Below are 17,569 nucleotides of genomic sequence, written 5' to 3'. Positions count from 1 at the left end.
GCCAGGGCTGCATCGCTAATGCAGCCTGGCATTCGCTAAGGTCTTGATCGTATTGCGACCTGAGGGAGTTACTACCATCATTTCCCGAACCCCAGGTACAGTCGCCACAGGTTTCACCCTAGTCGAATTGGTCTTGGTCATTGTCATCATCGGCATTCTGGCCGCCGTCGGCATGCCGCGTTTTTTTAACGCCGACACCTTCGAAGCCGCAGACGACCGCACCGCCTTTCAGTCAGCCTTAAACCTGGTGCGCAATCGCGCCGTGACCGCTCAGTGCAGCTATGAAGTGCGCATCGACAGCAACGGCTGGAGCGTCTGGCGTGACCAGGACAGCGCCACCAGTTGCGATTCCAGTAACGGTTTCAGCTCACCGGCGCCAGTTTGCGGTAACGATCCGGCCTATGCGTTCAGCGACGGCAATGGCGGCGACTTAACCGGTACCTTGTCGCTGCCCGCCAATTCGGCAACGCCGCAGGTCCGGCTGATTTTCACCCCGCGCGGCCAGGTGCATCGGCTCACGTCCGCGTGCGGCGGCACAATCGATGCCAACAATCCGCCCGCCCCGGATACCAGCATTATTCTGAACGGGGCCACCCTGCGCATTGATGGAGTCACCGGCTATGCCAGCTTGCAGTAAGGGCGCCAGACGCCAGGCCGGGCTGACGTTGATCGAGCTGATCATCACCATCGTCGTGCTCGGCATTGCCGCCGTCGCCGTGTTGCAAATTCTCGGGGTGCTGGTGTTGCGTAATGTCGACCCGATGCTGCGCAGCCAGAGCCGTCTGCTGGCCGAAGCCATGCTCAACGAAGTTCAGACCAAAGCCTTTTTCGACAGCAATGACGACCCGGCGCTAAATCCCGGCAGCATTCCTCTCACCATCTGCCCGACACCGGAAACGCTGAGCGATAACGACCGCAATGGCTGGGACAATATCTGCGACTACAACGGTTACGATTCCGATCCCGACGGACCGAGCTTTCGCGATGGCTCGCCGATGACGGAACTCGCTGATTATCGGGTTCAAATAGCGGTCAACGCTGGTTTTGGCGTTTCGCTCGGCGACCTGAGCAACACCGCCGGCTGCGTTCCGCAGATCGCCCACATCAACGTCACCGTTACCGATCCGCGCGGCCAGCCACTGACACTCGACGCTTACCGCACCAGTTATTTCAATGACACTCAGGGAGGCTGCTGATGCTGACATCCAGTCGCGGTTTTACCCTGATCGAACTGGTCATTGTCATCGTCATCACCGGTATTCTGGCGGTGGTGGTCGGGCCTTTGATCGGTCGCGGTTACAGCAGTGTGTTCCAGTCCAGCGAACGCGCTTCTTGGGTACAGCAGGCGGAATACGCCTTTTTTCATCTGCGTCAGGATTTGAGTCAGTCGGTGCCTAACTCGGTGCGCACGCCGATTAATAACAGCGATACCCAGGCCGTGGAATTTCTCGGTTTTAGCCAGACCGGCGCCACGCCCCGACTGCGCTATCGGCAACAAGCACTGAGCGGTTTTGATCAACTGACAACCGGCGGCGATAACGCCTTTGATGTCTTTGCTGACCTCGGCAACTTACAGCTGCCGGCCAGAGTCAGTATTGCCGGCGGCAGCGCTGCCCAGGTGCTGGGTGACTGGCAAGCCAATGCCTCAAGTGGAAGCCTGGCAGTCATCAGCAGCTACAATGTTCACAGCGATGACCCAGCCGACTTTAACTGTGACTGCGGTGCCTGCGCTAACTGCCCGGTGACGACGCTCAATCTGAACAACGCCGCCCATACCTTTACCGACCACTCTCCGTTTTATCGCGCCTATCTCAGCGATGGCCCGGTGGCTTACCAGTGCAGTGGCGGTTTTCTGTGGCGGCACAGTGGTTACAGCAGCGTCAGCAACAGCGATTTGAGCGACCGCCTATCGCTTGCTGGCAATGCGGTAACCAGCGCCCGGGTGATCGACTCGGTGCAAAGCTGCCGCTTCGACTGGCAGCCCGGCACCGTCATGCAACCGCCCAGCCTGACGGTGACACTGAGTATCGGCAATGCGCGCGAGAATATCCGTTTGATCGACACCATCATCCTGGCAGGTGCGCTATGACATCGCCGCAGCGCCAGCAAGGTTTCACCCTGGTGGCGGTGATCTTTCTGATCATCGTGCTCGGCGGCGCTCTGGCGTTGCTGGCAACACTCGCTACCCAAAGCAGCGGACAGATCACCCAGAACCTGTTGCAAAGCCGGGCGCGTCTGGCGGCCCAGGCCGGGCTCGAATGGGGCACGCAGCAACTGGTCACCGCTGGTGATCCGGCCACCCTGTGCACGGGCACTCTAGAGGGAGCGACGGTCACCGTACCCGCTTACCCCACTATCAGCGTCCGCCTGCTTTGCCAGCAACGCCAGTACGGCAACCCAACCATCGTGCTTTATGATTTAACCGCCCGGGCCGAATACGGCCAGCTGGGCGCGGCGGACTATGTGTGGACGGAGCAGAATGCGACGCTGGAATTTAATTAAACCGGTTTTCGGCCTGCTGCTGGTTGGCTGCATCGGTACCCTCCAGGCAGCGACTTACAATCTATCGCTGGGTCAGCGTCCTTACTGTTCAACCAGTTGGAGCGTTTCAGGTTCGACCTATCGCTGCAACAGCAATGGCCGTATTACTTTGGGCAGTGGCGATATCGTCATCGCCAATGGCTCTGCAACATTGATTGCCAACGACGGTTTTAACCTGCGCAACGCCACAATCGGCACAACCACCAGTCCCATCAAGATACAGTCGAGCTACGGCGATATTGATGCCAATGGCGCCACGGTGTTCGGCGATCTGGAAGCCAGCAGCGGCGACATTGACCTCACCAATAGCAGCGTCGATGGCAACATTATGACCGGCGGCAGTATCGACCTGTCCGGCGGTTTGGTCAGTGGTGATGTCACCAGTTCCAGTCACGGTATTGTCGCCGATGGCACCTTGCTGCAAGGAACCGTCACCGCAAATGGCAATATCCAGCTGACCGACAGTGAGGTTATCGGTCAGGTCACCAGCACCTCCAACAGCATCACAACCACCGATTCAGACCTACTCGGTGGTGCTCAGTCAAACGGCGATATTCGCATCACGGGCGGTACCCTGACCGGCGATTTCCACTCCACCAGTAATCGGATGTACCTCGACCGGGTCACCATGACCGGTGGCAGCCTCAACGCCGGCACCATCCGCATTACCGATTCCAGCCTGGGTGGCGCCACTGGAGTGGTCAACGCCAACGCCCGCAATGGCGCCATCAGTTTAATCAACAGCTCGGTGATTTATGGCGATCTGACAGCGCCAAGCTGGTCCACCATCAACGTCTCCGACGACAGCCAGGTGTTTGGCACCTGCACGCCGCAAAGCCCGGGTTGCATCAATCGACCACCGGTGAATTGCCCACTCGCGAGTGGCTTGGAAGGTGAGTACTTTGCCAATGTCGACTTATCGCCACCGAGCGCCTTTACCCGTACCGACAGCCAGATCGATTTCAACTGGGGCAATAATTCACCCGATCGCAACGCCGTTGGCCGCGACGATTTCTCCATCCGCTGGAGCGGCTATCTGCGTGCGCCGACCAGTGACCAATTCGACATCGCCGTGCGCAGCGACGACGGTGTGCGCCTGAGCGTCGACGAATTCCTGATCATCAATAACTGGACCAATCACAGCGCCACTCTGGACAGCGCCGAACTGAATCTGGAGGCCGACCGCTATTACGCGCTGGAGCTGGAATATTACGAAGCAACCGGCAGTGCCCGCATCGAATTACTGTGGGATATCACCAACGACGGCCGCACCAATTTCACTCCCATTCCAGCGCAGTATCTGGTGCATTGCGACGCGCTGCTGCCCACACCGACACTGGCGTGGCGCATGGACGAACCGCGCTGGAACGGCAGCCCCGGCGAAGTCACCGACAGCAGCGACAACAATAACAGCGGCACCGGCGGCGGCAATATCAGTACGGTGCCCGGCTTTTTGTGTCGCGGCGGTGAATTTGACGGCGTTGACGATTTTATCCGCGCGCCATCGCTCTATAACGCTCTAAGGGGTGATGCGACGCTAAGCTTCTGGATTCGAACCAGGGCCACCGGCAACGACACCCCCTATCTGGCACCGGGCATTAGCGGCGTCGAAGAAAGTGGCGGCACCGACGATATTTTCTGGGGCTGGCTGGACAGTCGCGGACACATCGGCCTGGCCGTCGGCAACGACAGCGACGGCAAATCAAAACAAGCCATCAACGACGGCGATTTCCATCACGTCGTGCTGATTCGCAACGCCAGCAACGGCAATTACCGCATCTATATCGATGGCCAACTGGATCACGCCGGGCGTCAGGCCAGCGGCTTGATCGGAACCTACTTCGAAAGCCTCGGCCGGGTAGAAAACACCAACGGCGGGCCAACCTATTTCCAAGGTGAGCTTGATGAAGTCATGGTGTTCGAGCAGTTGTTCAGCAACGGCGACGTCAAACTGCTGTACGACCTGCAACGCCAGGGTAAAAACCTCGACGGCAGCGATCGCGACCTCAGCCAGTGCGGCGGCAGCCAACCGTTTTGCATCACCGATAATTTCCAGGGTGCACTCGACAACAGCCAATGGCAGGTTAACGGCAACGGCTTTACCCCACGAACCCAGGGCGGCCGACTGCGCCTGACCGACGATGCCGCCAATCGCGCGACCTCAGCGACGCTGTTGCAGCGTTTTCCCAGCGCCGGTAATCGCATCCAGGTGGAATTTGATTTTTACGCCTACACCAACAACGACGATGCCGCCGACGGCGTCGCTATCGTGTTGTCCGATGCCAGCCGCGCGCCGGTCGCCGGTGGTTACGGCGGTTCGCTCGGTTACGCCCAGAACAACAATGCCAACGAAGATGGTTTCCTCGGTGGCTGGCTGGGCGCCGGTATTGATATCTTCGGTAACTACGCCAACGCCACCGAAGGTCGTCAGGGCGGTGTGGGCCAACGGCCAAATTCGGTGTCGGTGCGTGGCTCGGGTGAGGGCCGAAGTGGTTACGCCTACCTGGCCGGCACCGCCGCCAACCTGTCGCCGGCGCTGCTGACCGGACGTAATAATGCTCAGCGCTATCGGCTGACGGTCGATCACAGCAATGGCAGCCAGGCGCTGGTCAGCGTCTATCGTGATGCCAACAAGGATGGCATTTTCGATCGTCTGGTCGGGCCCTTCGATGCGCTCACTCATCCCGGCCAGAGTGCAATACCCGCAGAAATGCTGCTCACCCTGACCGGCTCGACCGGTGGCTCCAGCGCCACTCACGAAATCGACAACCTGGAAGTCTGTGCCACCAGGGCCGAACCCTATGAACCGGAAATTCACCACTTCGAACTGGTGCGCAGTCGCGCCACCGGTCTCACCTGTGAACCGCTGGCGGTGGCGGTGCGCGCCTGCCTCGATGCCCAATGCAGCAGTCAATACAGCAAGCCGTTTGATATTCAGCTGAACGCCAACGGCCCCATCAACAGAAGCGTATCCGGTGACGACATCAACAGTGGCGACCGCCTGAATCTGTGGTTGAGCAATGCCGGCGACTACAGCCTCTCAGTCGCCAACAGCACACCGGCAACGACCAATGCCAGCGCACTAAAATGCTTTATCGGCACGACCGCGCAGGCTAATTGCAACGTCACCATGAAAGACACCGGGTTGCGCTTTTTCGACCCTGATGACAGCGACCAAAGTTCGCTGCCGCTGATCGATCTGGTCGCCGGTGCTGCACGAAATATCAGCGTTCAGGCGGTCGAAACCGATCCTGGCACGCGCCTCTGTCAGGGCATTTTTGATGACGGCGAAACACTCGATTTCAGCATCGGCAGCCGCTGCAGCGACCCAGCCACCTGCCTGGCTGGCGAACAGGTGGTGCTCGACGGGACCAACCTGCCCAACCCACAAGACAAGATAGCCGGCGCCGAGCGCACCAGCGTTGCACTGACCTTCAACACCGACTCGACCGCCAGCTTCGAAGTCATGGCGCCAGACGTTGGCAAGCAGCCGCTGTTGATGTCGTTTGAGCTTAACGACCCGGACAGCGATCCGAGCGCCATCACCGTCATCAGCGATCAAATTGATCTGCGCGTGCGGCCGGCGGCGTTACAGATCGTCACGGTTGAAGGCTCCGGGCGAACACCGGGCCTAAATGAAAGCGTGGCTGACTTGCTGGACGAGAACTATTTTGAAATCGCCGGCGCCCCCTTCTCGGTGACCCTGGCCGGACTCGATATAGAGGGCGAGCCAACCGCCAGCTTCGGCCGCACCACGGTCATGCCCGAGGTGACCTGGTCATCGGATCTGCGCGCGCCCAGTGCTGGCCTCGCTGGCGCCATCGCACCAAAGATCAGTGAGGCCGATCAGTGGAGTGCCACCGACGACGACAACCAACTGCAAACCACCGGCGTCAGCTATTCCGAAGTCGGGGTCACGGCACTCAGCGGCAAGATTGAAAGCTATTTGGACACTGACGGCGTGGCTGATGTCAGCGTCGAAATCAATGAACGTCCGCTGGGGCGTTTTGTGCCGGCCTGGCTGAGCGTCAGTCAGGAAGGTCTGGCGCAATGGAGTGAGCACACTTATCGCTATCAGGGCCAACCGGGTGATCTGAGCGGCCTGAGTTTGAACATCGTCGCCAAAGATTACGCCGGCCTGCCGCTGGCCAACTACGATGGCGACCTGTTCAGATTCGGTACCGACTTCTCGGGCTCGATTACTCGCCTCGACAGCCAGAATACAACCGGCGCGGCGCTGCAATACAACAGTGACGATCTCGACTGGCAGCGCGACGAGGACGACGTCGACTACGATGCCGACACTGCCGCACAACTGGACTTAGCGGATGTCGAACTGACCTGGCCGCGTAAAACCCTACCTGATGCCAACGATGTGTCGCAGAAAATCGACAGACTGCGCCTGAGCCCTGCTGCGCTGACCGACAGCGACGGCGTCTGCTACAAGCCCAATGGCGATGCAGAGGAAGCCTGCGCGCCCTTCGATTTCGAACTGTCTGAGGTGCAACTGCACTACGGCCGGCTCAACGCCGATCCGCGCGCCAGTGGCACCACAACTCAGGTCATTCTCCCGGTTTGGGTGGAGCCCCTGACCGCTGTCGATCCGGATCAGGAACCCGCCTTTACCTTCAACGACCTGGTCACTGCGGACGGCCAAACCAGCAACACCGAATTGACCGGCCTCATAGCCGATGGCGTGTGTCGCCTGGATGGGGAGAACGATGTGGCTGACTGCGCCGCCATTGCCGCCGGCGCCACCGGCCAACTCAGCGGTTTAACCAGCGGCCAGGGTTATTTCACCGTGGCAGGCAACGGCGCTATTGGCGTGGTTGGCGTCCGTGCTCGGGTGCCAAACTGGTTGAGCTGGGATTGGGATGATGACAGCAGCACGGATGAGAACGGACCCGCCTCCATGCTGTACTTCGGCCAATACACCGGCCGGCCGCCGCTGCTGTTCCAAGGACCGGGCTTCCGTTAACGCCAGCCCGCAAAAGTGGTCAGATTAACGGCCATAAGCGCAGGCTGCCACTTGCCGGCGGCTCGCTGACAAAGCGCACCAGAGCGTCGTAATCAAAGCCGCGCCAGCGCGACATATACTGGCGAATCTGGGCTTCGCCGGGAATGCCGACCGGCACCAGAGCCTCACCGCGCGTGCGGGTGCGCAGATGCCAGTAGCACAGGTCGTTATTGGCCATCACGGCCACTTCTTCCAGGTCCGCCATATCCAGCTCGGTCTTGGCTTGCAGGCCACGGCGGTATATCAGGCGGTCTTTGTTCAGTTCCACGGCAGGGGTCGTCATCGGGTTGCTTTCTCCATTACTGCAATCGTTCAGCGCGCTTCAAAATCCGGCAGGCCGTCAAGTGGATCATTGGGTTGGTCTTCCAAGCGTCGCACCAGAATGGTGGTTCGACGGTTGGCGTTACGGCCGGCGACGGTCTCGTTGCTGGCCACCGGATAGCGGTCGCCCTGGTAATCGGTTTCGATCATGCCTGGTTCGATGCCGTGTTCGACCAGATAATCGGTGACCAGATTGGCGCGACGCTCGGACAGCCGCCGGTTTTCGTAGCGGGTGCCCTGGTTATCGCTGTGGCCGACGACCGACAGCGACAAAATAAAGGGATCGGCCTCGATGTAGGTGATCATGTCATCGAGGATGGATTCGCCCTGGGGCGTTAAATAATCCTGGCCCGGCGGATAGAGCACAGTGGTACGTTCGATCTGCGCGAAATTCACCGGCAGCAGGCCCGCCGAACAGGCCAGGTACTGCGGATAAAACTGTTTGAAATCGACCGGTGACAGCCGCACCCGCACCGGCTCGGAGCGGTACTTGGCCTGGCGGGTCAGCGTCGGCGACATGCCATTGCTCAGCTCGGCCATCATGCGCCGCGCCCGGTCCGGTTCGACCCGCAACGGAATCAAGCGTTCACGCACCCGGGTGTAACCGAGCGCCGAGGTCAGCGCGCTGGAACGCCATTCCGGCGCTTCGATGGTGATCGCCGCTTCGCCTTCGGCCATCAAATTGCGCGACACTTCCAGATAAAATTCCAGATCCCGCCCGGCTTCCTGAAAGAAAACCGCCATGCCGTAATTGGGAATCGGCTGCATGAATTTGCAGTAGAATTCGTTGCCTTCGGACACCCAGTCGGTATCGGTCATGCCGGTACCGAAGGTGACTGCCTGGCTGGTCAACGTCAGGCTGGCCAGCATCAGCGACACACTGAAACGGCGAGTTCTCGCCGCCGTGCGCCGCCACCGGGCCAATCGTTGCCGTCCGTTCATGCAATTTCCTCGTCTTACGGTCGTTCTGTGCGGATTATTATTGGCTATAGCAAAGCCTTTGCCAGTCTTGATGAGGTTATCGGCCGGACCATCAGTTTCCTTGCCATAGCAAGCAACTTCATTAAGATGACCGACAAACCCCTGGAGTGGAGCGCGCGTGTCGCACCCCGATGCCCACTGGCTGCTGTCGCAGCGTTTTCGTGGCTACTACCCTGTTGTTATCGACGTTGAAACCGCCGGCTTCAATGCCCAGACCGATGCCCTGCTGGAAGTTGCGGCCATGACCTTACGCATGGATAACGAAGGCTGGCTGCAACCCGATGAAATCCAGTTCTTCAACGTTGAACCCTTTGCCGGCGCCAACCTGGAACCGGCTGCGCTGGAGTTTACCGGTATCGATCCGGATAACCCGCTGCGCGAGGCCGTCGACGAAAGCACCGCCCTGACCAGCATCTTTAAAATGGTGCGTCGTGGCATCAAGGAAACCGACTGCAAGCGCGCCATTCTGGTCGGCCATAACGCCACGTTCGATCATTCTTTTATGATGGCCGCGGCCAATCGCGCCAACCTTAAACGCAATCCGTTCCATCCGTTTTCCACCTTCGATACCTCGGCACTGGCCGGTTTGGTGTTCGGTCAGACGGTGCTGAAAAAAGCCTGCACCACGGCTGGCATCGACTTTAACGACCGCGAAGCCCACAGCGCCGAATACGACACCCGCAAAACCGCTGAGCTGTTCTGCGAGATGGTGAATCGGTGGAAAAAACTCGGTGGCTGGCCGCTGTTTGAAGAGCCGGCGACAATGGCCGATGCGATGGACGCTATGGATCAGGAGCACGGTTCATGAAATGCATGGCTGATTTGTGTGTCATTCCTATCGGCGAAGGCGTGTCGGTGGCCGATGAAATTGCGCAGTGCCAGCGGATTCTGGCGCGCTTTGCGATCGACACCGAACTGCACGCCTACGGCACCACCTTGTATGGCGACTGGGACGAGGTCTTCGCCGCCATCAAGGCCTGCCATGCGGAGCTGCATGAAGCCGGTGTCACGCGCTTGAGTTCGACCATTAAAGTCGGCACCCGCAGCGACAAAGACCAGACCTTCGCCGACAAGAAAAACGCTGTGCTCGACCGCCTCGCCAAAGACTGATCAGCGTCCTGCTAGCACTTTCTTACCGTAAAAAACCGCAGATCGCGCCCATCAGAATAAACACCAGACTGGTGTGGCCAACGTTGATCAGATAGAGCCGCATCGGCCGGTGCTCGAACAGATAATGCACCGCCAGGGCCAGCGCAAAAAACAGCGCGGTTAAACAACCCAATTGCACACCGTGCATCACGGTGTCATCCCGTGCCGCCAGCTCGAAGAAAATTGCCATGATCAATTCGAGCCCGACGGTCGCGCCCATCATCAGTTTAAAATTGGACTGTTTAACCTGCTCCAAGGTCACACCAGCCGCCTGACGCCATTCCTCGCCCAACAGAGGGCCGTACCACAAAGCGCCAACGCCCATACCGACAACCGTGGCCAATACGACTGCGACAATATCCATCACCATGACAAAGCTTCCCGGTCAGCAAAACAATGCTGCCAGCATAGGAGATAAAACGGAGGAAAGGGAAGTGGCGGCAGCGTGCCGTTGAGGCAACGCCACCGCCAGGAGAGCAGAGGCTTAACTGGACTCGTTCGAGGACGAACTGTCCATATTCTTCTCGGAGGTACTGCGCGCCGTTGTGGTGGCGCTGGCATCCGTCTTGGCCTTGGACTTCGCCTTGGCTTTTGCTTTCGGCGCTGCCTTTGCTTTGGCTTTAGCAGGTGCCTTGGCGGCAGACTTGGGCTTGCCGTTGTGCCACACCACCTTGGATTGATCGCGCGCCAGTTCGTCGAAGGCAAAGTCATCGACCGTCAGTAAGTCGAGCACCTCGGCTTCGTAAGTGACCATAAAGTCACGATCGTCCTGGCTGATCAGCTTGGCCTTCAACGCCTCTTCAAAACGCTGCTCCGGGTGCAGCGCCGTCATCGGCAACTGACCTTTGGCGTAGGCTTTGTCGATGGTGCGGTATAGATCGGTGGCGCGCGCGTTGTCTTTCAGCAAGGCGTTGTAACGCGCGACCGGATTGCTGTACTGACCTTTGCTCTGCGTCTGCCAGGTGTCTTCCAGCAAGTAGGCACGCAGCTTGGAATCGGTCGATACATCGTGAGCGATTTCCGAGGTCAGCCGGTCGGCCGGCATATGCCAGCGACGACCCAGCGGCAGGACCACCGGACGCACCGCCCGCGCCACCCAACGGTTAGGCAGATTGTGCAGCACTTCATCCAGCGCCAGTTCAGCACGGTGCAACAGGAATTCACAGGAATAACGCATCAGCGCTTCTTCACCCGGCACCTTACGACCTTCCTGCCATTGCTTGAGCACCATCGACGTCATGTACAGATTCGACAGCACATCACCGAGCCGCGCCGAGAGCATTTCACGCAGCTTCAGCGAACCGCCGAGCGTGCCCATGGCGACATCCGCCATCAGACTGAACGAGGCGCTGAAGCGGTTTACAGCGCGCGCATAGCGTGCAGCCTCGCCATTGAACGGATTGCTACCCGTCGGTACACCCAGCGCTGCGCTGAACGAACGCGCCACGTTGCCAGCGACCATGCCCAGATGGCCGAAGATGGCTTTGTCGAAGGCTTTAATATCGTCGGCGTCTTTGGCCGCCAGCTCATCGAGCACATAGGGATGGCAACGAATCGCACCCTGACCAAAGACCATCAGGCTGCGGGTCATGATGTTGGCGCCTTCAACGGTGATCGACACCGCTGTCGCCGAATAACCAATGCCTAAATAGTTACGCGGACCCAGAGTGACGGTTTTGCCACCATGAACGTCCATGGCATCGGTCACCATCTGACGTTGGAACTCGGTCAGCTGGCTCTTCAGAATGGTCGAGGGCACCGCCGGTTTCTGGCCGTTATCGATCATATTGGCGGTATGCGCCACCGTCGCCCGGGCGATGTAACCCATGGCCGCAATGCGCGCCAACGGCACTTTAACGCCTTCCATTTCCGCCACCGGCGTATTGAACTGACGACGAATGCGCGTGAAGCCACCAGCCAGACCGGCCATATAACGACCGGTTCCGGACGCGCCAGACGGCAAGGTAATGCAACGACCCACCGACAGACATTCAACCAGCATGCGCCAGCCCTGGCCGGCCATTTCGGCGCCGCCGATCAAATACTCCAGCGGAATAAATACATCTTTGCCTTTGATCGGGCCGTTCATAAAGGGGCTGCCGATCGGGCAGTGACGACGACCAATTTCCATGCCATCGGTGTCGCGCGGAATCAGCGCGCAACTGATGCCGATGTCTTCAACATCGCCGAGCAGTTTATCCGGGTCGAACATCCGGAACGCCAAACCAACAACGGTGGCGACCGGCGCCAGGGTGATCCAGCGTTTTTCAAAATTCAGCCGCACACCGACCACTTCCTTGCCGTTGTGCAAGCCTTTGCAGACGATACCGGTATCGGGAATCGAGGTGGCATCGGAACCGGCACGCGGACCGGTCAGACCGAAGCACGGCACTTCACGGCCATCAGCCAGACGCGGCAGGTAATGATTCTTCTGCTCTTCGGTGCCGTATTTCAGCAGCAACTCGCCTGGGCCCAGAGAGTTGGGCACGCCGACAACGACCATCAAGGTTTCGTTTAACGACAGCTTTTGCAGCACCGCCGATTGCGCCTTGGCAGAAAAACCCAGGCCGCCATATTCCTCGGGGATGATCATGCCGAAGAATTTTTCTTTCTTCAGGTAATCCCACACCGCTTCCGGCAAGTCAGCCTGTTCAACGGCAACTTCCCAGGCATTGACCAGACCGGTGACGTGATCGCACTGCTTATCAATAAACGCCTGCTCACGTTCGCTTAATCCCGGATTACGCTGACCCAGCAACTGCTGCCAACGCGGCTGGCCGGAGAACAACTGACCGTCCCAGAAGACGGTGCCGGCTTCCAAAGCAACGCGCTCAGTTTGCGACACACGCGGCGCTACTTGCTTGAAAAAGGCGAACAACTTGGGCGTCAGCCAGCTGCGCCGCAATTGCGGCAGACCAGCGAAGGCGACGACCGCAGCGATCAGGGCGTACAACAAACCCAGCAACGGACTGCCCAGCACGAAGGCGACAACCGTCAGGACCGCCAGGGTGATGACCGACACCAACGCGCCCGGCTCACGCCGCAACACCGCCAGCATCACCACCACAGCGAGGATCAACACCAGTAAATGGTTCATAAGGATCTCCCGGTTAGAAAACACTTGTCACAGTAAACCAAACAACTGTTTGAAAACGTATCGATTTACGGACTCAGATGCCAATACTAGGAGATTTTTTTAACGGTTGTTGACTTCAGCGCAATAAAAAACACCCAATCCGACTCTTGTTGAATACAAAAACGCCAGACAAAAAAATGCCCGGCATAAAGCCGGGCTAGAAATGAGCGGGCCGGGAAAAAGCCCGCTGCTCCCTGGGAAAAGGGGAATCAGGAAGCGTGCTCACCAATGAAAGTTTTCAGCGCGCTGGCGGGTTGAGCGCCAACACGAGTACCGACCGGTTTGCCGTTTTCGAACATCATCAGCGTCGGCAGACCGCGCACACCGTACTTGGACAGTACTTCCGGGTGGGCATCGGCATCGAGCTTAACGATGGTGACCTTGCCGTCGTATTCACCAGCCAGGTCTTCCAGCACGGGGGCGATCATTTTGCAGGGACCGCACCAGTCGGCGTAGAAATCGACCAAAGTCAGGCCTTCACCGCCTTCGACAGACTGGGCGAATTGTTCAGCGTTCAGCATGGTTACAGCAGACATAATGTTGTTTCCTTGAATGACTAACTTTGACAGGACACATAATAGGCCTGATCCGATTTGATACTAGCCATGAATTCTGAGCTTCTTTGTGCCATATTTGGCACAATCAATCGGAGCAGTTTTTATGGATCTGGACGGCCTGTCCCTTTTTATCGATATCGTCAAAGCTGGCAGCATCACCACCGCTGCCGACAAACGCGGCGTGCCGAAGTCGACATTGAGCCGCCATCTGCGTCAATTCGAAGAGCAACTGGGTGTCAAACTGCTGGAGCGGTCAACGCGCCGGCTGGATTTGACCGAAGCCGGCCAAATGCTGTTCGACAGCGCCACGCCCTACATCGAAGAACTCGATGACATTCAGGATTCGGTGCGCGCCTACCAGCGTCAGCCCAAAGGTCGACTGGCGATTCAAATGCCGCAGGAACTGTTCACCACCCAGATGGGCGAATTGATCAGCGAATTCCTGCAGCGCTACCCGGACATCAGCCTCAGTTGCACCCAATACAGCGGCCTGTTCCCGGCACCCTCGCCGGATTACGACCTGCAATTTGTGCTGCACGATAATCCCTTGCCGCCGAGTGAATGGATCGCTCGCACGCTGATGAGTATTCCTCAGGGTTTGTTTCTGGCGCGTCATTGCAGCGATCAGCAACCTGCGCAACTGAGTGATCTGGCGCGCTGTCGTTGTATTTTGCAGGCCGGTGAAACCCAGTGGTCGTTTCGCAAAGGGCAGCGTGTTGAGACGGTGGCAGTATCCGGGCGATTAGTTCTGAACAGTCCGGATATGCAGTTGCAAGCCGCGATACGCGGCCTGGGGCTGGCCCGGCTGGCGCGTTACCAGGCCGAGCCTTTTGTGCGCCGTGGCGCGCTGTTGGAGGTCAAGCTGGAGGGTCAGCCGGTGGCGCAGCAACTGACGGTGATTTACCGCAGCCGCGAATTGCCGTTAAAAACCCGACTGTTTCTCGATCATTTCCAGAACCACATCGGCCGGTTGTACAGCGTGCTGTAACCGGCGTGATGGCTCAGACCTTCAGGAAGCTATCGCGGTAATGCCGCAGTTCATTGATGGAATCGAGAATATCGTCCAGCGCGCGATGGCTGCCTTTTTTATGAACGCCGTCCAACACGTCCGGCCGCCAACGTCGCGCCAACTCTTTTAACGTCGAAACATCGATATTGCGATAATGGCAGTAGCTATCGAGCTTGGGCATATAACGAATCAGAAAACGTCGATCCTGCCAGATGGAATTGCCACACAGCGGTGACGCGCCCGGCTCTACCCACTCATTGAGAAAATCGAGTGTCTGCTGTTCCACTTCCGCTTCGCTTAAGTCACTGTCTTTAACGCGCTGCGTTAAACCGGACTGACCATGATGAGTGGTGCACCATTCGTCCATACCATCGAGCAGCGCATCACTCTGATGCACCACCAGCGTCGGCCCTTCGGCCAGCACATTAAGATCTTTATCGGTGACCACCGTGGCGATTTCCAGGATGCGATCGCTGTCCGGATCCAGGCCGGTCATTTCCAGATCAACCCAAATCAGATTCGTTTGTTTATCCATGCATTCAACCTTTGTTCCGGTGGACGTGTAGAATAGACGCAGAGTATAGCGCCTGAGCCTTCACGTCGATTCATGAGCAAACGCAAACTGTCCCGCCAGCAACAATTCCGCATTCGCAAAGTTCAGGATGAACGCCTGTCGCGCGCGCAGAAGAAAGAGGCCACCATCGATGAAAGCGCGCTCGGCGACGCCCGCCCCGGTCTGGTGGTCAGCCACTATGGCGTCACCACCGATGTGGAAAGTGACGATGGCCAGCGCACCCGTTGCCACAAACGCACCAACCTGCCGGCGCTGGTCACCGGTGATGTGGTGCTGTGGCAACCGGACGACAACAACAGCGGCGTGATCACCGCCTGCCAACCCAGACGCAGTGAACTGGGCCGCCCCGACAGTCGCGGTCAGATGCGTCCAGTGGCCGCTAACGTGGATCGCATTATCATCGTCGCCGCACCCAGCCCGAGAACACCGGCCAACCTGATTGATCGCTACTTAGTCGCTGCTGCGCACCACGACATCCACCCGATCATCGTACTGAACAAAATCGACTGCCTGGACCAGGCGCCGGAAATGCGTGACGAACTGAGCGAATACCAAAACCTCGGCTACGAAACCCACGCGCTTTCCGCCCAGACTGAAGCGGGCATGGCGGAAATTCGGCAATTGGTGGCGACCGGTAATTCGGTTTTCGTCGGGCAATCGGGTGTCGGCAAATCGTCCATCATTGCCACTTTATTACCGGAAGAAGTGATTAAAGTCGGTGATATTTCCGAAGCCACCGGCAAAGGCCGACACACCACCACCACCGCCAAGCTGTATCACATTCCCGGTGGCGGCGATTTGATCGACAGCCCCGGCATTCGCGAATTCGGCCTCTGGCACGTCGACGCCGACAGCCTGCTCGCCGGCTTTCCGGAACTGGCCAACTCGGCCGGCCAATGCAAATTCCGCGATTGTAATCACAAGAGTGAACCAGGCTGCGCGGTGCGTCAGGCAGTCGCAGATGGCACGCTCTCGCAACGACGTTACGAGAGCTTTCTGGCAATCCGGGATTCGCTGGATGAAGTATCGATGCGCGAAGAACCGCGCTGACGGAATAAGCGGAATAAACCGCCGCTAGAGTTTCAACTCAATATTGAAGATGACCGAGGTGTTGGCAACGTCGACAAAATTGTCGTCATACCAATCACGGTCCGTCATCCGCGACATCATAAAAATCGAACTCAGCTGCAAGTGATCATTCGCTTCATAACCGGTTTCGAGCAAAAACGCCTGGCCGGTGTTGACGATAGGGTCGTTACCATTATCGGCGTCAAATCGACTCAGAGCGACGCCCAATGAAAAGAAAGGCGAACCGATATCCGACTCCAGATAATGGGTATAACCCACACCGAGGAGGCCCAGGGTTGCGGTATCAATGTTCGCTTCCTGGTTGTCATAACTCATCCGGGAAGCCTGCCCGAACACAAAGAGCGCATCGACCGGCGTCGTCATCACTCCCACTTTAACCCGCCCTACCAGGCCATCACTGGATGCCGCCGGCTGATTTTCAACATCCCAGGTAGAAACACTCTGATTGTTGATGCCATAACCCAGGCCCAGATTCAGCACTAACTCATTGCGCTCGGCACTGGCCTGACCGGCCAGCAGGCAACCTGCAACGACTAAAACGATCTTGTTGATCATCGATACAACATCCCCGAACGCAGGCTCAAAATTTATATTCCAACTGGAAAGTGAATGTCTTCAACAACAACCCTTCCCGACTTGAGCGATTGATGGTGTCACTGACGTCCAACACAGCGCCCATATGCAGGTTCTCACTAAACTCATTACCCGCCCCCACCAGAAAACCGAAACCTTCAGCGTCGCCCTCGCTGAACTCCTGCGACAGCGCAACACGACTCATGCCCATAGCCGCCTCAACATAAGGAGAGCCGACTGTCGGATTCAGAAAATAGGTGTAACCCAGACCAGAAAAAGAGCTGACACCCCGGGCGCCATCCTCCCAATCGGAACGGTCGAAGCGGAAAAAGCCGAGGCGATATTGGTAATACAAGGCGTGCTGAGGCGAGAACATGCCGCCCAACTTAAAGGACGTCATGAAGATGGGACGTTCATAAACGGTAATATCCGCACCGGTACTGGAGAAATCGGCATCGGACGGCCCCAAGCCAATGCCAAGACCCACCAGAATATCGTTGCGTTCGGCATAGGCTGATGCGCTACTCAGAACAAGCAACGCCAAGAGAATTCGTTTTAGCACTGGAGACCTTCCATAAAGTGTCACTACGGCTCAAAGCGACCTGTCTGGAATATTACGGTA

At 58.0% G+C, this 17,569-nt stretch carries 17 protein-coding genes; 9 read left to right on the top strand and 8 right to left on the bottom strand.

The features are described from left to right. Positions 1–43: 43 nt before the first annotated feature. From ABMA60_RS09635 to ABMA60_RS09615, 5 genes are read left to right on the top strand one after another with little or no spacing between them, the layout of a single operon-like run. Positions 44–637, top strand: coding sequence for a Tfp pilus assembly protein FimT/FimU (locus ABMA60_RS09635; RefSeq protein WP_392802105.1), 594 nt, complete (start codon positions 44–46; stop codon positions 635–637). Continuing rightward, positions 621–1,196 carry a prepilin-type N-terminal cleavage/methylation domain-containing protein gene (locus ABMA60_RS09630; RefSeq protein ID WP_392802103.1) on the top strand — a complete coding sequence of 192 codons (576 nt, stop codon included), beginning with the start codon at positions 621–623 and terminating at the stop codon, positions 1,194–1,196. The genes ABMA60_RS09635 and ABMA60_RS09630 overlap by 17 nt, the downstream gene beginning before the upstream one ends. After that, positions 1,196–2,089: a type II secretion system protein gene (locus ABMA60_RS09625; RefSeq protein WP_392802100.1), complete on the top strand. Its 894-nt coding sequence runs from the start codon at positions 1,196–1,198 to the stop codon at positions 2,087–2,089. The genes ABMA60_RS09630 and ABMA60_RS09625 overlap by 1 nt, the downstream gene beginning before the upstream one ends. Beyond that, the gene (locus tag ABMA60_RS09620) at positions 2,086–2,502 is read left to right on the top strand and encodes a hypothetical protein (protein ID WP_392802097.1); all 417 of its coding nucleotides are present in this window, start codon (positions 2,086–2,088) and stop codon (positions 2,500–2,502) included. The genes ABMA60_RS09625 and ABMA60_RS09620 overlap by 4 nt, the downstream gene beginning before the upstream one ends. After that, a complete protein-coding gene (locus ABMA60_RS09615; protein ID WP_392802095.1) occupies positions 2,480–7,519 on the top strand; it encodes a DUF6701 domain-containing protein in 5,040 nt (1,679 codons plus the stop codon). The genes ABMA60_RS09620 and ABMA60_RS09615 overlap by 23 nt, the downstream gene beginning before the upstream one ends. A gap of 19 nt (positions 7,520–7,538) precedes the next feature. On the opposite strand, the gene ABMA60_RS09610 is transcribed toward ABMA60_RS09615, so the two are convergent. Together ABMA60_RS09610 and ABMA60_RS09605 are read right to left on the bottom strand one after the other, a co-directional pair. Beyond that, entirely contained in the window at positions 7,539–7,841 is a 303-nt protein-coding gene (locus tag ABMA60_RS09610; protein ID WP_392802092.1) for a hypothetical protein, read from the bottom strand. Between the two features lie 29 nt (positions 7,842–7,870). Further along, complete coding sequence (locus ABMA60_RS09605) at positions 7,871–8,821, bottom strand: OmpA family protein (RefSeq protein WP_392802089.1); 951 nt, start codon at positions 8,819–8,821, stop codon at positions 7,871–7,873. Positions 8,822–8,978: 157 nt separating this feature from the next. On the opposite strand from ABMA60_RS09605, the gene rnt reads away from it, so the two are divergent. Next, positions 8,979–9,668, top strand: a complete 690-nt coding sequence (rnt, locus tag ABMA60_RS09600; protein ID WP_392802087.1) for a ribonuclease T — start codon at positions 8,979–8,981, stop codon at positions 9,666–9,668. Further along, positions 9,665–9,970: an MTH1187 family thiamine-binding protein gene (locus ABMA60_RS09595; RefSeq protein ID WP_392802085.1), complete on the top strand. Its 306-nt coding sequence runs from the start codon at positions 9,665–9,667 to the stop codon at positions 9,968–9,970. The genes rnt and ABMA60_RS09595 overlap by 4 nt, the downstream gene beginning before the upstream one ends. Positions 9,971–9,992: 22 nt before the next feature. On the opposite strand, the gene ABMA60_RS09590 is transcribed toward ABMA60_RS09595, so the two are convergent. From ABMA60_RS09590 to trxA, 3 genes are all read right to left on the bottom strand, one after another. After that, a complete protein-coding gene (locus ABMA60_RS09590) occupies positions 9,993–10,379 on the bottom strand; it encodes a DUF1761 domain-containing protein (protein WP_392802083.1) in 387 nt (128 codons plus the stop codon). Positions 10,380–10,493: 114 nt separating this feature from the next. Beyond that, the gene (locus ABMA60_RS09585) at positions 10,494–13,106 is read right to left on the bottom strand and encodes an acyl-CoA dehydrogenase (protein ID WP_392802080.1); all 2,613 of its coding nucleotides are present in this window, start codon (positions 13,104–13,106) and stop codon (positions 10,494–10,496) included. A 248-nt stretch (positions 13,107–13,354) separates the two neighbouring features. Next, on the bottom strand, positions 13,355–13,681 hold the full coding sequence (gene trxA, locus ABMA60_RS09580) for a thioredoxin (RefSeq protein WP_392802078.1): 327 nt from the start codon (positions 13,679–13,681) through the stop codon (positions 13,355–13,357). Positions 13,682–13,805: 124 nt separating this feature from the next. Between trxA and ABMA60_RS09575 the strand changes: the two genes are divergently transcribed. Beyond that, the gene (locus ABMA60_RS09575; RefSeq protein ID WP_392802076.1) at positions 13,806–14,690 is read left to right on the top strand and encodes a LysR family transcriptional regulator; all 885 of its coding nucleotides are present in this window, start codon (positions 13,806–13,808) and stop codon (positions 14,688–14,690) included. A 13-nt stretch (positions 14,691–14,703) separates the two neighbouring features. Here the strand turns inward: ABMA60_RS09575 and orn are convergent, their stop codons facing one another. Then, on the bottom strand, positions 14,704–15,246 hold the full coding sequence (orn, locus tag ABMA60_RS09570; RefSeq protein ID WP_392802073.1) for an oligoribonuclease: 543 nt from the start codon (positions 15,244–15,246) through the stop codon (positions 14,704–14,706). Positions 15,247–15,318: 72 nt separating this feature from the next. Here orn and rsgA point away from each other — a divergent pair, with 72 nt between their 5' ends. Continuing rightward, the gene (gene rsgA, locus ABMA60_RS09565; protein WP_392802070.1) at positions 15,319–16,335 is read left to right on the top strand and encodes a small ribosomal subunit biogenesis GTPase RsgA; all 1,017 of its coding nucleotides are present in this window, start codon (positions 15,319–15,321) and stop codon (positions 16,333–16,335) included. Positions 16,336–16,359: 24 nt separating this feature from the next. On the opposite strand, the gene ABMA60_RS09560 is transcribed toward rsgA, so the two are convergent. Further along, positions 16,360–16,929 carry a hypothetical protein gene (locus ABMA60_RS09560; protein WP_392802067.1) on the bottom strand — a complete coding sequence of 190 codons (570 nt, stop codon included), beginning with the start codon at positions 16,927–16,929 and terminating at the stop codon, positions 16,360–16,362. Positions 16,930–16,954: 25 nt separating this feature from the next. After that, positions 16,955–17,491 (bottom strand): outer membrane beta-barrel protein, encoded by a 537-nt coding sequence (locus ABMA60_RS09555; protein ID WP_392802064.1) that lies wholly within the window; start codon positions 17,489–17,491, stop codon positions 16,955–16,957. Between the last annotated feature and the right edge of the window lie 78 nt (positions 17,492–17,569).

Source organism: Saccharospirillum sp. HFRX-2, from assembly GCF_043196805.1.
Taxonomy (GTDB): domain Bacteria; phylum Pseudomonadota; class Gammaproteobacteria; order Pseudomonadales; family Natronospirillaceae; genus Saccharospirillum.
This window is presented reverse-complemented; position numbering and strand designations above follow the sequence as displayed.

Coding starts and splice junctions, on each gene's coding strand:
- ABMA60_RS09630 (WP_392802103.1), top strand. CDS start 621: ATGCCAGCTTGCAGTAAGGGCGCCAGACGCCAGGCCGGGCTGACGTTG.
- ABMA60_RS09625 (WP_392802100.1), top strand. CDS start 1,196: ATGCTGACATCCAGTCGCGGTTTTACCCTGATCGAACTGGTCATTGTC.
- ABMA60_RS09620 (WP_392802097.1), top strand. CDS start 2,086: ATGACATCGCCGCAGCGCCAGCAAGGTTTCACCCTGGTGGCGGTGATC.
- ABMA60_RS09615 (WP_392802095.1), top strand. CDS start 2,480: ATGCGACGCTGGAATTTAATTAAACCGGTTTTCGGCCTGCTGCTGGTT.
- ABMA60_RS09610 (WP_392802092.1), bottom strand. CDS start 7,841: ATGACGACCCCTGCCGTGGAACTGAACAAAGACCGCCTGATATACCGC.
- ABMA60_RS09605 (WP_392802089.1), bottom strand. CDS start 8,821: ATGAACGGACGGCAACGATTGGCCCGGTGGCGGCGCACGGCGGCGAGA.
- ABMA60_RS09595 (WP_392802085.1), top strand. CDS start 9,665: ATGAAATGCATGGCTGATTTGTGTGTCATTCCTATCGGCGAAGGCGTG.
- ABMA60_RS09590 (WP_392802083.1), bottom strand. CDS start 10,379: ATGGTGATGGATATTGTCGCAGTCGTATTGGCCACGGTTGTCGGTATG.
- ABMA60_RS09585 (WP_392802080.1), bottom strand. CDS start 13,106: ATGAACCATTTACTGGTGTTGATCCTCGCTGTGGTGGTGATGCTGGCG.
- trxA (WP_392802078.1), bottom strand. CDS start 13,681: ATGTCTGCTGTAACCATGCTGAACGCTGAACAATTCGCCCAGTCTGTC.
- ABMA60_RS09575 (WP_392802076.1), top strand. CDS start 13,806: ATGGATCTGGACGGCCTGTCCCTTTTTATCGATATCGTCAAAGCTGGC.
- orn (WP_392802073.1), bottom strand. CDS start 15,246: ATGGATAAACAAACGAATCTGATTTGGGTTGATCTGGAAATGACCGGC.
- rsgA (WP_392802070.1), top strand. CDS start 15,319: ATGAGCAAACGCAAACTGTCCCGCCAGCAACAATTCCGCATTCGCAAA.
- ABMA60_RS09560 (WP_392802067.1), bottom strand. CDS start 16,929: ATGATCAACAAGATCGTTTTAGTCGTTGCAGGTTGCCTGCTGGCCGGT.